The organism is Campylobacter concisus (assembly GCF_050447445.1).
Classification (GTDB): Bacteria; Campylobacterota; Campylobacteria; order Campylobacterales; family Campylobacteraceae; genus Campylobacter_A; species Campylobacter_A concisus_BI.
Window position 1 is genome coordinate 646,887 of record NZ_JALMFW010000001.1, and the last position, 16,004, is coordinate 662,890.

Here is a 16,004-nt window from a genome sequence, read left to right on the forward strand (position 1 = left end):
AAAATAAGCAAAAAATTAAAAGAGAAAAAATGGATTTTCAAAATATTCAAAAACAAATTTTAGTACTAAAAGAAAGTTTGACAGCATTAGAACAAAATAGCGAGCACGAGATCGGCTTGGCAGTTGGGGTTGTCGAGTTTAATAAAAATGCTGATGAACTTAAAAAAAAGCTTACAAATTTAAAAGGTGAAAGCGATTTCTTTAAAAGCGTCTTTAATACAGAGGACTATTATGAAAACATTAGTACTTATTTGGAGCAGATAAAGAGAAGCTTAAATTATAAAATTGAGAAAAACGGTGTGAGCTTTAAGGCAAATGAAAATTTACAAGAAAGCCATGTCGCCATTTTAAATATAATAGAAATTTTAGTAGCAGAGTATCAAATACAAAACAAAAATAAAGCGAAAAATCTCTTTTCTAGGACAACAGACACTACTCAAATAAAATCAATACTTGCGGAGCTAAATACTCTACAAGAGCGTATACATAATGTTTTGCATATTCATTCTAGAATAGTTTCAAATGTCATTTTGCAAAATTTTAAGATAATTTATACGTTCTTTTATAATTGTATTAAGGCTGCAAAGCAACGCAAAGATGAGCTTTTGCTAGTGGAGATCGCGGGTATAACTGATAAGATAATAACTATGATAAAACCAGTCTTTAGTGCAAAAATTTTAAATACAAATGAGCTTATTTATCACTACTTGATCTTTGAGCTAAAAGAACTAAAAGCTTGTGCGATAGGCGAGGAGCTAGTTTAAAATTTTATCAATTATCTCTTTTGCTCCATTTGGCAAAAGGATCTCTTTTAGAGCTTTACTGCTTTTGTTTAGATCAAAATTTTCTATCATTCTTATAACTTCGTCTTTGTCTAAGATTTCTCCATTTTGCAAGCAAATTTCAGCAATGCCCTTATCTTTTAAAAATTTAGCGTTATAAAACTGATGATTGCCAGCAGCATAAGGAAATGGCACAAAGATAGATGGCAAAGCATTTGCGCAAAGCTCCCAAAGCGAGCTAGCTCCTGCTCTTGATATGGCAAGGTCAGCCTTGCTCATCTTATTTTCTATCTCTTTACTAAATTCAAAAATTTCTAAATTCGTTTCATTAAAGCCAAGTTCATCATATCTTTTTTTAAGTTCATCAAAGCCGTTTTTACCACATTGATGAATTATATTTATGCCTTTTTCTTTAAGATATGGAGCTAAATTTATAGCTAACTCGTTTATCGCTTTTGCGCCTTGCGAGCCGCCCAAAAATAAAATAGTCTTTAGCTCCTCTCTCACTCTTACACTATCAAAAAATTTTTTTGCCACAGGGTAAGGGTAGGGCGAAGCTTCATCATAAGAGCTAAAAAAGCCTTTTGCATAAGGCTTTAAAATTTTATTTAATTTGCCCATTACAGCATTTTGTTCGTGGATAAAAAGCGGCACTTTTGAGATAATGGCTGCAATAGCTGCTGGAGCTGCTGAATAGCCACCAACACTAATGACTGCCTTAACGTCATTTTGCTTAAAAATTTTTCTACATTTTAGAGCAAGATTTACAATATTTGTTAGTGATTTTAGTTTAGCAAAACCTCTCTTATTTACTACGCCACTACTTGGTAAGAAAAATTTTTGTAAAAAATTCTCGTCATTTTCAAACCAAAATTTATCTTGCCCACTAGTTGAGCCGATAAATATAGGCTTAATATCTCGTCTATTTAGCTCCTCGCAAAAGCTTCTTGCAATAGCTAAATGCCCACCAGTACCTCCACCGCAAATAACAATCATAATTTTGCCCTTTTACTAACCATCAAAACCATGCCGATACCGATACAAATCGCAAGCACGGAGCTACCGCCGTAACTAAGAAATGGCACAGCAATACCCTTAATAGGCGTGATCGACGTGATGCCATAGCTATTCATTAAAAACGAAAACGATAAGATAAGCCCGACACCAAGCGTAAATAGATGATAGACCTTATTTTCGCTTCTGGCTGAAATTCTAAAAATTCTATAAAGTAGCGTTATAAATATAGCTACAATACACAAAATACCAAATACACCAACCTCTTCAGCGATACCAGCTAGTACAAAGTCAGTATGAACCTCACTTAAAAAGCCAAGTTTAAAGATGCCAGCGCCAAGCCCTTCGCCGAAAAATTCGCCATGCTTTATAGCGTTTAATGAGTGAGAAATTTGATATGGCTCTGGCGCATCAGCCACTCTTAATACATCTGCAACGCTGTCAGGCAAGAAAGAAAGCACCATATTTTGTATCGTGCCCCACCATGATTTTATACGCAAGATTCTATGTTCTGAGCTGATTATCGCTACTGTCATAACAAAAGCAGCTCCTAAGATACCGATACTAAAAAGTCTCGCACTTGCTCCTGCAAAAAGCGCCATCGTCACAAATGTAAGCGCCAGAACGACCACTTGACCAAGGTCATTTTGCATAACAGCGATAAGAAAGATAGCAACACCAAAAAGAATAATATAAGGCATAAGTATCTTAATCTCATCTAGCAGGGTCCTTTTGCCTTCACTAAATTTTCTAGTAAAACTCCAAGCTAAGAAGTAGACAAAACCGATTTTAAAAAACTCGACTGGAGCTAGCGAAAAGCCAGGTAGCCTGATCCAACGTCTAGCACCACCAGCGTCAGTCACCATTGAAGCTGGCAATGCATGCATTAGCCCCATGGCGATACCGCAAGATATAAGAAGACCAAACCCTATCCAAACAAGCGTCTTTTCAGGATTAAGTCTAGAGAGCCACCACATAATGAAAATTCCGATACAACCAACAATAAACTGGCGGATGAAAAAGTGAAATTCGTCGTAATTAAAAAATAAAACCGTAAAAACTGGCAAAGATAGTGAAAAAATAATGCTTATAGCGATCAAAGTCGAACAAAGATAGAAAATGATCTTATCAACTGCCAAAATTTAACTCCAAGTTTAAAAAGTGCCAAAGTATAATAAAAAACGGCTTACAAAGATATTATTTGCTATAATTGCAGGCTTTAAGGAAGGGCATGAAGATAGGTATATTTGACTCAGGACTTGGTGGACTAAGTGTCTTAAATGAAGCTTTAAGCAAGCTTAGCGAGCATGAATTTTTATATTACGCAGACGTTAAAAATGTCCCGTATGGACAAAAAAGCAGGGATGATATCTTAAAATTTAGCTTTGATGCGGTGAAATTTCTCATAGAAAATGGTGCAAACGCCGTTGTAGTAGCTTGTAACACGGCAACAAGCGTAGCGATAAAAGAGCTTAGAGCAAATTTAAATGTACCTATAATCGGCATGGAGCCAGCCGTAAAAAAGGCTCATGACTTAAGCCATGATGATGCCTTAAAAACGCTTGTCATAGCCACTCCGGTCACCGTAAATGGTGCAAAACTAAAAGAGCTGATCGCAAATTTACACGCAAAAGATAAAACTGAGCTGCTCGCTCTACCTCGCCTTGTAAATTTTGCTGAAAATGGGGAATTTGACACCGAAAATGTAAAATCATATCTAAAAGAAGAGTTAGCCAAATTTGATCTAAGCAAATTTGGGTTTTTAGTGCTTGGCTGCACGCACTTTAACTATTTTAAAGATAGCCTAAGAGAAATTTTGCCGCCAAATATAAGTATAATTGATGGCAACGAAGGGACAATAAACCGCCTTGTTAGCGAGCTTGGGCTTACAATTTCAAATGCAAATTTAACTTCAAATGTGAAATTTTTCTACTCTGGTGCCGAGATGTACGAGCAAAGCGAACTAGAAAAAATTTCAAGAAATTTAGCTAGATTAGAGAAGATGAGGGCGATCTGCTAGGTTAAATTTAACTAAATATCACAAGTAAAAATTTAGAAAAATACACTAAATTTTACATATTTTTATATGTATTTAGCCTTTTCTTTGCTTTATTATATAGACTACACTTATTACTACAACCACCGCTAAAAGAGCGATCGTGATTATTAAAAGTGTCTGTTTATCAGGGTTTGAGCCTATAAAATAGCCGACTCCAAGTAAAACAGCACACCAAATCCCAGCTCCAAGTGAGGTAAATAGGCAAAATCTAAAAATGTTCATCTTAGCAAGTCCGGCTGGTAGGCTGATGTATTGACGAATGCCAGGAATCAGACGTGAGTTAAATGTAGAAATTTCGCCGTGTTTATTGAAAAATGCCTCAAATTTATCCATTTTTTCGTGAGTAATTCCCACAAATTTGCCGTATTTTAAAACGATCTCGCGACCAAAAAAGTAGCAAAGATAATAGTTAAAAATAGCTCCAAGTAAGCTACCAAGCGTGCCTGCAAGAAAGGCCAAAACTAAACTCATTTCACCTTTATGCGCCAAATAGCCAGCCGGTATCATCGCGACCTCACTTGGAAATGGAAAAAATGAGCTTTCTAAAAACATCATCACAAATATGCCAGCATAACCCCAGCTACTTACGCTCGCAACTATAAAATCAATAACATCATGCAGCATTTAAATTCCTGAAAAATTTTAAAGTGAGCCATTTTAGCAAAGCATAGCTTAAGCTTTTTGACAAAAATAAAGAGAGTTTATAGCTTATTAAAACAAGATGAAAGTAGAAATAAAATAGGGCGAAAGCTCGCCCCGTTTTTAAAATGCAGGTATAACCTCGCCTTTGTAGCGAGTGATGATGAAATTTTTAGTATCAGTACTAAGCACCGCATCAACTAAAGCTTTGATCTTAGGATTGTTCTCGTTGCCAGCTCTTGTGACGATGATGTTAGCGTATGGACTATTGGCATCTTCAAGTAAAAGTGCGTCTTTTGCCACGCTCATGCCAAGATCAAGGACGAAATTTGTGCTAATAGCAGCGATATCGACATCATCAAGCGTTCTTGGGATCTGAGCACCTTCTAACTCTACAAATTGTAAATTTTTAGGATTTTTAGTTATGTCATTTACAGTTGCAACTTTTACGTTTTTATCGATCTCTATAAGACCAGCTTTTTCTAAAATTCTAAGCGCTCTGTTGCCATTTGACGGATCGTAAGCGATCGCCACTTTTGAGCCATCTTTTAGCTCTTTTATGTTTTTTATCTTTTTAGAGTAAAAGCCAAGTGGTTCTACGTGCACGCTTGCAACGCTTACAAGATGCAGGCCTCTAGCCTTGTTTTGCTCCTCAAGATATGGTAAATGCTGAAAGAAATTTGCGTCTAAGCTGCCATCTTCTGTAGCGACATTTGGTATCGAATAGTCTGAAATTTCAGATATAACAAGGTCGTAGCCCTTATCTTTTAGCTTTGGTTTTACAAATTCTAAAATTTCAGCGTGTGGCACTGGTGAGACGCCAACAGTGATAGTGTGGTCTTTGTCAGCTGCGTGAAGGCTTAGAGCAACTAAAGATGCGGTTAAAAGTTTGATAATTTTCATTGTTTTTCCTTTTTTTGGTTTAAGCGACGCTAAAAAGGTAAAAGCTTCCACGTCGCTTATTTAAATTTTTAATTAAAATGCTGGAAGGATAGCGCCGTTATATTTTATCTCGATAAATTTTTTAACTTCTGATGAGTTTATTGCTTTATCAAGAGCCTTTATTTTAGGGCTATTTTCGTTGCCAGACTTTACTACAACGTAGTTTACATACGGGCTATTTTTGCTTTCAAGCACAAGTGCGTCTTTTACTGGATTAAGATTAGCATTTAGAGCGTAATTTGTGTTGATAACTGCAATAGTAACGTCATCAAGCGTTCTTGGTACTTGAGCAGTCTCTATCTCTTCAAATTTAAGCTTTTTAGGGTTATCAACTATATCAAGCGGAGTTTTTAGTGGATTATCATTTAGCTTAATAAGTCCAGCATTTGCAAGAATATCTAAAGCACGGCTTTCATTTGTCGGATCATTTGGGACAGATACAGTCGAACCATCTTTTAGATCCTTGATGTCTTTTATCTTTTTAGAATAAACTCCCATTGGCTCAAGGTGAACGCCAACTGTTTTTATAAGATGAGTGCCCTTGTTTTTGTTAAATTCGTCCAAATATGGAAGGTGCTGAAAGAAGTTTGCGTCAAGGTCGCCGTCCTCTGTCGCAAGGTTTGGCGTGGTGTAGTCGTTAAATTCTTTGATCTCAAGTGTGTAGCCATCTTTTGCCAAAATAGGCTTTACAACCTCTAAAATTTCAGCATGTGGAATAGGTGTAGCACCAACGATTATTGTTTTTGATTTATCAGCTGCATTTGCACTTACACTAAGACCAAGAGCAACTAAAGAAGTGAGAAGTAGTTTTTTCATTTATTATCCTTTTTTAAAATTTGCCAAGCACCAAAAAGGATAAATTTAAGCTAGAGGATTAAATTTCTTTTTAAGCGCTTAAGCTAGTTCTAAGCACTTAAAAAGAAATTTTGTGCTTAGAGATTAGTCTTTCGACAACGAGTTTTTTAATAGGCGGCACATCTGGCACATATCTGATTTCATCTTTTTTCCTTTCAGCTAAAATTAATTTGGCAATTTTAAGAAAAAAAGCTTAAAATCAGATAAAAATGTGGTCCTATTTTTTTGAAATTTTATAGAGATAGTTGCCTAAAACTTGGAAAATTTGAACCATAATGATAAGAATAACCACCGTGTAGAGCATGATATCTGGGCGAAATCTTTGATAGCCGTAGTTTATAGCGACTGAGCCAAGCCCGCCACCGCCAACTGCACCAGCCATCGCTGAAAAGCCGATATTTACGATAAGAGTTAGCGTAAATGCCGAGATGATGCCAGGAAGTGCCTCTACAAACATCACTCTAAAGATGATCTGAAATTTCGAGCTTCCAAAGCTTTGAGCAGCTTCAATGATGCCTTTATCAACCTCTTTTAGTGCATTTTCAATGAGCCTTGCTACAAATGGAGCCGCTCCAATAGTTAGCGGAACGATCGCAGCCGTAGTACCGATGCTTGTGCCTACGATCATTTTTGTGACCGGAAAGAGCACGATAATTAAAATAATAAATGGAAAGCTTCTAAGCACGTTTATAGCGATATCAAGCACAAAATAAAGTTGTTTGTTTGGCTTTAGTCCGTCTTTGTCTGAAAGTATGAGCAAAACCGCAGGTATGAGGCCTATGGCAAAGGCGAGCAGGGTAGAGATGATGCTCATATATAGCGTCTCACCGATAGCTGGCAACAGTATCCTCGAAAACACATCTGGAAATTTAGAAAAATCAATACCAAACATCAAGCAACCTCCCATAAAACGCCACTTTGCTTGATGTAGTTAAGCACGTTTTCTTTATCTTTTTCATCTATGTTTATGACAAGCGAGCCAAGGACGTTGTCGTTTAGCTTCTCAAGCTTGCCCCAAACTATGTTAAAGTCGATATTTAGGCTTCTAGCCATATGTGTGATCACGCTATTTTGAGCCACTTCTTTTGGGAAAAATAGCCTAATATTCGTGCCAGTGCTTGGCAGAATTTCAACCTCGCCCAAAAACTCTTTCATCTTCTCATCTGGCTTTAAAAATAACTCTTCAATACTTCCAGAGCCTATGATCTTGCCGCCTTCTAGCAAGATCGCGCGTTTTGCGATCGATTTTACTACCTCCATCTCGTGCGTGACGATGACGACGCTGATGTCTAGCTCTTTGTTTATCTTTTCAAGCAATTCTAAAATTTGATTTGTCGTGTTTGGATCAAGAGCCGAAGTCGCCTCGTCGCTCAGTAAAATTTTAGGATTTAAAGCAAGCGCTCTAGCGATCGCGACGCGTTGTTTCTGGCCGCCACTTAGCTCGCTTGGGTAGCTTTTTGCCTTGCTTTCAAGACCAACTAAATTTAAAAGTTCTCTCACTCTTTTCTCGGTTTCATCGCTTTTATATCCCCAAAATTTAAGCGGAGTAGCGACGTTTTCAAAAACATTTTTTCTAGCCATCAAGGCAAAATGCTGAAATATCATCCCAACATCTCGCCTTAAATGCCTTTGCTGTGTCTCATCTAAATTTTTTATCTCTTTATCAAAGACTTTTAGGCTACCACCTTGATAGCTCTCAAGCCCGTTTATGCACCTTAAAAGCGTTGATTTACCAGCACCGCTATGTCCCACGATAGCAAAAATTTCACCCTTTTTAACCTCTAAATTTATATCAAAAAGGATTTGCGTATCACCATAAAATTTGCTTAAATTTTCTATCTTTATCACTATTTTTCTCCAAGAGCTTCTAATTCTTCGCATACTTTTTTAAATTTAGCCTCAGCGCTCTCTAGCGCCTCTTTATTCGTCTCTATAACTTCTTTTGGTGCGTTTGCCACGAAATTTTGGTTATTTAGCATGCCTGAGAGTTTGGCTATCTCTTTTTCAAGCTTTGTCTTTTGAGACTTGAGCCTTGTGATGATACCGCTCATATCAAGCCCTTCAAGCGGGACAAATGCTTCTAAATTTTCACTCACGTCTCTTATTGAATTTTCTATTTTCTCATCTACAAAGCCAATCTCCTCGCATTTTGCAAGCAGCTTGATATACTCTTTTACTTCGTCTAGATCTATTTTTTCATTAAATTTAACAAAGGCTTTTGCTATCTTTGAGTTGCCAAGATCGATGGTCGCTTTTGCACGGCGAATAGCCACGATTGCCTCGATAACTAGCTCAAATTTCTTCTCAACATCTAAATTTCGCTCTTTTACCTCTGGACAGCTCATCACCATTATTGATTTTGCGTTTTCAAGCTGTGTACCGCTAAGCTCTTGAAATAGATACTCTGAAAGAAACGGCATGAAAGGGTTTAACAGCTTCATCGCCTCTTTAAATATACTTCCAAGCTCTTTTACGCTCGCTTTATCAGCCTTGCTAAGCTCGATGCCCCAGTCACAAAACTCATCCCAAAGGAATTTATAAAGTGTGTTTGCTGCGTCATTGAAGCGGTAAGCGTCGATGTTTTCGCGCACCTCTCTCACGCACTCGTTAAAGCGGCTATTCATATAAATTCCAAGCTTTGTTTTAAGTATGATATCCTCTAAATTTTCAAATTTACTCTCATTTAGCATGAGGTATTTACTCGCGTTATAAAGCTTGTTAGTGAAATTTCTTACCTGCTTCATCTTGGCGTCACTTAGCTTGATGTCGCGTCCTTGGACTGCTAGAAGCGTTAGCGTAAAGCGCAAGATATCGGCGCTATACTCATTTATACTATCAAGCGGGTCGATGACGTTGCCAAGGCTTTTACTCATCTTTCTGCCAAACTCATCTTTTACAAGCGCGTGTAGGTAGATGTCGTCAAATGGCAACTTACCAAGGGCATTTTCACCCTGAAACATCATCCTAGCAACCCAGAAAAATAATATATCAAAGCCAGTGATTAGTAGGTTGTTTGGATAAAACTCGGCGAGGTCTCCCTCAAACCATTTTTCATTTTTAAGCTCATTTTCATTGCCCCAGCCAAGTGTGCTAAATGGCCAAAGACCGGAGCTAAACCATGTATCTAGCACGTCTGGATCTTGGTGAATGTTTTTACTTTTACACTTTTTACACTCGCACGGCTCTCCCTCATCAGCCCACATATAACCGCAATCATCGCAGTAAAATACTGGAATTTGGTGTCCCCACCAAAGCTGGCGTGAGATACACCAGTCTCTTAGCTCTCTCATCCATGCGTTAAAGCTGTTTATCCAGTGCGGTGGGTAAAATTTAGCAAGACCCTCTGAGACCTTTTCGATCGCCTCGTCTGCGATCTTTTTTTTGACAAACCACTGCTTTGAGATGTATGGCTCGACGACGTTTTTGCAGCGGTAGCAGTAGCCTACTTGGTTTTCGTAGTCTTCTATCTTCTCAACATTGCCAAGTTTTTCAAGCTCAGCTACTACGATATCTCTAGCCTCAAGCCTCTCAAGACCTGCAAATTTATCGCACTTGTCGTTTAAAATGCCTTTTTCATCAAAGACAGTGATAAACTCAAGGTTGTGCCTTTTACCAACCTCGTAGTCGTTTTGATCGTGTGCAGGTGTGACCTTAACAAGGCCTGTTCCAAACTCCATATCGACATGCTCATCTGCGATGATCTCGATCTCTCTATTTATGATAGGTAGAACAACCTTTTTGCCGATTAAATTTTTATAGCGCTCGTCGTTTGGATTTACCATTACGGCGGTGTCGCCAAAGTAGGTCTCCGGGCGAGTTGTTGCAACAACAACAAATTCGCTTGGCTTGTCTGCAAAGTAGTATCTCAAATGATAAAGCTTGCCTTTATTCTCTTTGTGCTCAACCTCGATGTCAGAGAGTGCTCCGTCGTGCGTACACCAGTTTATCATGTAGTTTTTCTGGACTATTAGTCCTTTGTCGTATAAATTTACAAAGGCTTTTTTCACAGCTTTTCTTAAGCCCTCATCCATGGTAAATCTCTGGCGTGACCAAGCTGGAGTGATGCCAAGTTTTCGCATCTGATGGACGATCATGCCGCCGCTTTTTTCTTTCCACTCCCACACTTTTTCTACAAATTTCTCACGTCCAAGCTCTTCTTTTTTGATGCCTTGGGCTAAAAGCTGCTTTTCAACGACGTTTTGAGTGGCGATGCCAGCGTGATCAAGTCCTGGCTGCCAAAGTGTCTTGTAGCCGTCCATTCTTTTGTAGCGCGTCATTATGTCTTGCAACGTGAAGGTTAACGCGTGCCCGATGTGAAGCGAGCCAGTCACGTTTGGAGGTGGCATCATAATGCAAAATTTACGTCCATCTTTTTGGATATCTTTGTTCGCGTCTATCTCGAAGTATCCGCGTTCTTCCCAAATTTTATAAAATTTATCTTCTATCTCTTTTGCATTGTAAAATTCTGCCACTTTTGTGTCCTCTTTCGTTTAAAAAATGCTTAATGTTATCTAAAATTTGTTTAAAAAAATCTTTGCAAAAGTGGGGAAATATGGGCTTGGGGCGGTTAAACGCCCCAAAATTTATATGGCTTATTTGATAGTAAAGCTTCGCTGAGCTAGGTCGTAGTCGTTTTGTCTTTCGTTATACATATTTTCAGTTGTGACTGCGCCAAGTGAGCATTTGCCGCCAAGTCTTACACGATAAGGTGTGTAAAGCACAGCCTCTCTCTTATCACTATCTAATGTATAAAAACTTAAAACGCGATCATCTTTTATACTCTGATATTCAAGCTCAATGCTATCTTTAAGACTCTTATTAAAGCCACTTAAATTTTCATTTATTGGCTCAAAGCAGCTACTTACGATCTCGTTTATTACACCATTTTTAACCATAGCTTTAGAATTTATCACTATTTTTGAATAGACAACATCATTTACTCTTAGGCTATTTAAATCAATCTCTTTGCCTTTTTCATCGACAAACGTTCTATAAATATCAAGCTCTTTTGGCTCTATTTTATGTTTAATCTCAAGTGGCACATAAGCATAGCTTAAAATAGTGGCATATAGCTTGTTTTCACTAAGTGGAGTGATGGTAAAATTTCCATCTTTTGCTGTAAATGATACGCTTAAAAGGCCATCAAATTCTTTGCTTCCGCCATTGTAGCTAAGCTTAAATTTATTATTTTTTTCATCGCTATCTTTGCCAAAGTAGGCATTTAGCGCTCTAAGTGTAAAAGCGCGCTCCTGCGTTGAGCTAAGCTCATTTAAATTTGTGATCAAGAAATTTGCAAGATCATCTGAGTAGTCGTTTTTCTCAAAATATTTTGCGTGCAGATACAAGATAAATGCATTGTCTCTCATCTTTGAGCCAAAGCTAGAATAATCCCTGCTGTAATCAGCTATCTGAGCTTTTTTAATATCTTTTAGCGCCACCTTTGCTTCGTCATTTAAGCCGTTTAGCTTTAGAGCCGCTGCCATTAGATATTTATTAAGTGCGGTCGTATTGTAAGCTTTGTGGTCATAAATTTTATTTAGCACCGATTTATCAGCAACATTTGCGCGGGAGCTTACATAGATAGCATATAGGGCTTCAATATCTGTATTTGTATATTTTAAGAGCGAATTTAATGCTCTTTGCTTTACATTTTTATTTAGCTCATATCCAGCCTCTTCAAGATCAAGTAGCACATCAGTTGCATAGATCGAAGCAAATGCATTGGTACTACTTAGATCGCTCCAGTAGCCAAAGCTACCATCTGGTTTTTGCATCTTAATTAGCTCACTCATTCCGTTTACAATAAATCTCTTTTGGTCATTTTTTTCAAGCTCATCTTTTGGCTTTAAATTTAAAAGTGCAAGCAGTCTTGAGCTCCTTTGCTCCGCACATCCATAAGGGTACTCAACTAAATTTTTAGAAGCTGCTAATAGCACGCTTGAGACCGAGCTTGACGCATCTATACTAACATTGTGAAAGCCTTTTGGAAGAGAGATCGTGCTCTCTTTGTCAAAGACGCTACTTTTTGCATAGGTGCTAATCGTATAAGGATTAACCACATCAAGTAAATTTTGAGCTGTTTTTGAGCTGTTTTTGTCGCTTATTGTTATATTGTATTCGCCAGCTCCAGCTTCAAGAGCTGAAATTTTAAATGTAAAGGTTTTATTTTCAAGCGGCTTTAAATTTACATTTTCTTTTGTTTTGATGTTTAAATTTTTACTGCTAGCCACTTTTATGGTTAAATTTTTATCCTCATTTGTTGTGTTTATGAGCCTTAAGTTCGCATTTAGCTCATCGCCTTTTAGCAGATAAACTAACGCACTTGGCTTAATAATCACATCATCTTTTACTAAAATTTCTTTATTTACAGCGTTCATACTATTTTCATTATTGGCCACGACATCTACTCTAATGGCAGAGTTAAAGCCATTTGGCGTTTTAAACTCGTATGAAATTTCACCATTATCGTCAGCTTGAAGGCTTACTAAATTTGCATATGTTTTTACTTTTTTACTATCGACCGGGCTAGCATGTTTTGCCATTTTTGCCTCCATAGCAAGTGCTGCCATATCGCCACCAAAGCTTAAAGTTTTGCCCTCGACTTTATAGTTTGTGAGCATATTATAAATATCATAGTCAAAAACGCCATCTGGTAAAATTTTGTCAAAAAATTTAAGTGGATCGGCTGGCTTTTGTGACGTTATATCAAGCACGCCAACATCTGTGATAAATAAATTTACATAAGCTTTTGGCTTTGTTTTTAGAGAAATTTTTATATTTTCATCGCTTTTTGCTGTATTTGGTGCATCAAGACTTAGATCAAGTATCCTTGATGACTTATCAGCCTTAGCATAGACCTTACCGTAAGTCCTAAATGGAGTTAATCCACCATCTGTCATGCGGTAGATATTTGCACTCACGTAAAGTCCACTAAAATCAAAATCAAGTTTAAATTTCACATTTGCTGAGTTGTTTTTTATCTTAACGACCTTGTAAGCTTTCACGCCACCATCTTCAAGTGTAACAAGGGCGATACCTTCTTTTATAGCTGAGCTTATATCAGCACTTAGTTCATCACCTTTTTTGTAGATATTTTTATTTAGTTTGATTTGAGATTTGCTAAGCTCTTTTGTAGGCGCTAGAGTCGAGTAGTTGTAGCCACTTACGTCCATATCAAGGCTTGTGCTTGCTCCACTTACTAGATTTGTAGCGATGATCACATATGAGCCACTTTGTGTAAATTTGTAGCTAAACTCGCCATTATCTTTATAAAAATTATCCACATCTTCTAGCGTTTGAAACCACTTTATATAGCCATTTGCATCTCTTTGGTATTGCCAAGTAACACGCTTTATTTCAAATTTTAAATTTGATTTTACGGCCTTTTGACTTGACATATCTACCACAACCGTTCTTATTTTTACATCTTCGTTTGGCTCAGCAAATGTTGTGCTTACTGCGATACCAACCATATCTTTGTAAGGATAGAGAGTAAAGCTTTTTGTATCGCTTACGTTTTTACCGTCATCATTTACATTGAAATTTATCACGCCTGTTATGATAGAAGAGGCATTTTTAGTGCTAAAGCTAAGATCTATCATTTGGCTTGATTTGCCATCTTTTGAAAGAGTGAGATCGTTTTCAAAAGATGGATAAGCGCTTGGTTTTAGCGTATTGTTTTTAAATTTATACTCTTTAAACTCGCTATTTTTATATTCATCATCAAAAAAGCTAACCTGCATGCTGCCATCAAGCTCGCTAGCAGCGCCACCAAAGAGATAGTTACTAGCTAGATTGGCTCTAACAAGCTCATTTGCAAAAAATTTATCTCTCTCAAGCGTTATCTCATTTTTTATCCTATTTGGCATAAAACTCTCAACAAAAAATGGCACATTTGAGATCACTTTGCTTGCGTAAATTACTTGCATATTAAATCTACCGCTTAGATCGCTTAGTATCTCTTTTTCAAAATTTACCATGCCAACGTCATTTGTATTTTTTGAAATTTCAGCGCTACTTTTGCCTTGTGGATCGAAAAATTTTATCTTTATAGGCATATTTTTTAAAGGATTAAAATCTCTATCCCTTAGATAGATTACACCCTTCAAGCTCTCATTTGGTCTTATGATATTTGAAGCAAAATGAACGTACGCATCGATACTCTCACTGGCATTTTGGCTCATAAATTTCGCTTCATTTAGCGCTTCGTCTTCTTTTAAAATAAGAAAATTTTGCTCTTTTCCAAGAGAGACAACCACTGAGGAGATATCTTTGTAAATATCTTTTTTGTTAAATTTAAAAACGCCTATATCATTTGTCGCGCCAACTGCGATCTCTTCGTTTTTCTTGCCATAAATTTTTACATTTGCGTTTGGCAGCATTGTATTTTCGCCAAGACGGTTTGCAAATACAAAAATTTCATCCTTACCAAGCTTTGCATTTACGGCGATATCACTTAGATAGACTACTTTTGAGACACTCTTATCCTTGCCGTAGTTTAAATTTATCTTATAAACGCCGTCTCCAGCTCCAGCAAAGTCAAGTTTGATTTTATTTAGAGAAATTTCATTTAATGCGCCATCAAGCTTATAGCTTTTGCTTGCCACTTTTGTGCTGAAGTTGCTTAACTCTTCGTTATTGTCATTAAAATTTAAGAAATATCTAAAATTTTGATCGCTTAGCTTTTCAATGCTTACATTTAGCTCAGGTAAATTTGCACTTTTGATACCGATCTCACCGACGCTTGAGATATATGGTTCATTATTTATAAAATTTGCAAATGGAGTGAAATTGCCAGCTACTACTTCATAGCTACTTTCTTCTCTTACTACATTTCTATCGTCGCCAAAACCGGGTTTAATGGTGATTTCATAACTATTTTGTGGCTTAAAATCGTCACTTGTAATATCAATGTAGTAATAATACTCGCTAAGCTCTGAGTTTTCTTCATAGTTGTCACTATATTTAACGTCACTAATGCTAAAGTTTTTTACACCTTTAATGTTTATAAATTTTTTTAAGTTAATGTCGTCATCAAGCCAATTTTTTAGATAAATTCTAAAGCCCAAGATACCATTATCAAGGCTCACTGGATAAATTTCTGGTATCTCAAGACTCTTTGCATTATCATTTATATTTACGCTTTCTTCGCTTATTTCATCGGCAAAATTTACTATCGTTTCACCTGAAAGCGTTGCGCCAAATTTGCTCTCAAATTTTTCACCAAAATCAAAAACTGGATTGCTTAAATTTTTATCAAGATTAAGCTCAAAGCTATTGTTAGAAAGCTCAATCGCTTTAAATTTTGCATCTTTTACGGCAATATTTTTGATAGCTTCAATATTTACTTCATCATTAAATTTAATTATATATTTGCTATCGCTTATTTTTTCTATCTTTGTTAGCTCAAATTCTTTCGTGGCAAAACCAGCAGTGCTTCCGTTTTCAAGCTTGCAGCTATAATCCAAACCAGCATGCATATCTTTTGTAAAAAGTAGCAAGCTTTGATTATTAAATCTAACCGTACCATTTAACGCTGGTTGGCACAAAAGTAGCTTTTTATCGCTTAGCATACCAACAAAATTTTTATCGACTTTATCTTCTAGTCCAAACTCTACGCTTAGTGGCGATTTTATCTGCGCAGTGCCATTTAGGCTCAAAGCATATAAATTTGTCATTCCCAAAAGTGCTAGAAGTGCTACTTTTTGCCACAT

Annotated in this window: 11 protein-coding genes; 2 read left to right on the top strand and 9 right to left on the bottom strand. The window is 37.0% G+C overall.

Going from position 1 to position 16,004, the window contains the following annotated elements; translation table 11 throughout:
- Nucleotides 1-29 precede the first annotated feature (29 nt).
- Nucleotides 30-764, top strand: coding sequence for a hypothetical protein (locus MTT30_RS03400; protein WP_429800988.1), 735 nt, complete (start codon nt 30-32; stop codon nt 762-764).
- On the opposite strand, the gene murG is transcribed toward MTT30_RS03400, so the two are convergent.
- Nucleotides 756-1,778, bottom strand: a complete 1,023-nt coding sequence (gene murG / locus MTT30_RS03405) for an undecaprenyldiphospho-muramoylpentapeptide beta-N-acetylglucosaminyltransferase (protein WP_429800989.1) — start codon at nt 1,776-1,778, stop codon at nt 756-758. The genes MTT30_RS03400 and murG overlap by 9 nt on opposite strands.
- On the bottom strand, nt 1,775-2,935 hold the full coding sequence (locus tag MTT30_RS03410) for an FtsW/RodA/SpoVE family cell cycle protein (RefSeq protein WP_021091312.1): 1,161 nt from the start codon (nt 2,933-2,935) through the stop codon (nt 1,775-1,777). Before MTT30_RS03410 ends, murG begins: the two co-directional genes overlap by 4 nt.
- Before the next feature lie 92 nt (nt 2,936-3,027).
- Between MTT30_RS03410 and murI the strand changes: the two genes are divergently transcribed.
- Nucleotides 3,028-3,816 (top strand): glutamate racemase, encoded by a 789-nt coding sequence (gene murI / locus MTT30_RS03415; protein ID WP_429800990.1) that lies wholly within the window; start codon nt 3,028-3,030, stop codon nt 3,814-3,816.
- 72 nt (nt 3,817-3,888) lie between these two features.
- On the opposite strand, the gene MTT30_RS03420 is transcribed toward murI, so the two are convergent.
- The 7 genes from MTT30_RS03420 to MTT30_RS03450 form a co-directional block, all read right to left on the bottom strand.
- Nucleotides 3,889-4,479, bottom strand: coding sequence for a DedA family protein (locus tag MTT30_RS03420; protein ID WP_087580081.1), 591 nt, complete (start codon nt 4,477-4,479; stop codon nt 3,889-3,891).
- 138 nt (nt 4,480-4,617) lie between these two features.
- The gene (locus MTT30_RS03425; RefSeq protein ID WP_087580082.1) at nt 4,618-5,397 is read right to left on the bottom strand and encodes a MetQ/NlpA family ABC transporter substrate-binding protein; all 780 of its coding nucleotides are present in this window, start codon (nt 5,395-5,397) and stop codon (nt 4,618-4,620) included.
- Between the two features lie 72 nt (nt 5,398-5,469).
- Nucleotides 5,470-6,252, bottom strand: coding sequence for a MetQ/NlpA family ABC transporter substrate-binding protein (locus tag MTT30_RS03430; protein ID WP_087580083.1), 783 nt, complete (start codon nt 6,250-6,252; stop codon nt 5,470-5,472).
- Between the two features lie 256 nt (nt 6,253-6,508).
- Nucleotides 6,509-7,183 (bottom strand): methionine ABC transporter permease, encoded by a 675-nt coding sequence (locus tag MTT30_RS03435; RefSeq protein WP_429800991.1) that lies wholly within the window; start codon nt 7,181-7,183, stop codon nt 6,509-6,511.
- Nucleotides 7,183-8,139 carry a methionine ABC transporter ATP-binding protein gene (locus MTT30_RS03440; protein WP_429800992.1) on the bottom strand — a complete coding sequence of 319 codons (957 nt, stop codon included), beginning with the start codon at nt 8,137-8,139 and terminating at the stop codon, nt 7,183-7,185. The genes MTT30_RS03435 and MTT30_RS03440 overlap by 1 nt, the downstream gene beginning before the upstream one ends.
- Nucleotides 8,139-10,763, bottom strand: a complete 2,625-nt coding sequence (locus MTT30_RS03445; RefSeq protein WP_429800993.1) for a valine--tRNA ligase — start codon at nt 10,761-10,763, stop codon at nt 8,139-8,141. The genes MTT30_RS03440 and MTT30_RS03445 overlap by 1 nt, the downstream gene beginning before the upstream one ends.
- A gap of 120 nt (nt 10,764-10,883) precedes the next feature.
- Nucleotides 10,884-16,004 carry an alpha-2-macroglobulin family protein gene (locus tag MTT30_RS03450; RefSeq protein ID WP_429800994.1) on the bottom strand — a complete coding sequence of 1,707 codons (5,121 nt, stop codon included), beginning with the start codon at nt 16,002-16,004 and terminating at the stop codon, nt 10,884-10,886.

Excerpts from the sequence above, each read along its gene's own strand:
- MTT30_RS03400 (WP_429800988.1), top strand. The coding sequence starts at position 30 with ATGGATTTTCAAAATATTCAAAAACAAATTTTAGTACTAAAAGAAAGT.
- murG (WP_429800989.1), bottom strand. The coding sequence starts at position 1,778 with ATGATTGTTATTTGCGGTGGAGGTACTGGTGGGCATTTAGCTATTGCA.
- murI (WP_429800990.1), top strand. The coding sequence starts at position 3,028 with ATGAAGATAGGTATATTTGACTCAGGACTTGGTGGACTAAGTGTCTTA.
- MTT30_RS03420 (WP_087580081.1), bottom strand. The coding sequence starts at position 4,479 with ATGCTGCATGATGTTATTGATTTTATAGTTGCGAGCGTAAGTAGCTGG.
- MTT30_RS03425 (WP_087580082.1), bottom strand. The coding sequence starts at position 5,397 with ATGAAAATTATCAAACTTTTAACCGCATCTTTAGTTGCTCTAAGCCTT.
- MTT30_RS03430 (WP_087580083.1), bottom strand. The coding sequence starts at position 6,252 with ATGAAAAAACTACTTCTCACTTCTTTAGTTGCTCTTGGTCTTAGTGTA.
- MTT30_RS03435 (WP_429800991.1), bottom strand. The coding sequence starts at position 7,183 with ATGTTTGGTATTGATTTTTCTAAATTTCCAGATGTGTTTTCGAGGATA.
- MTT30_RS03450 (WP_429800994.1), bottom strand. The coding sequence starts at position 16,004 with ATGTGGCAAAAAGTAGCACTTCTAGCACTTTTGGGAATGACAAATTTA.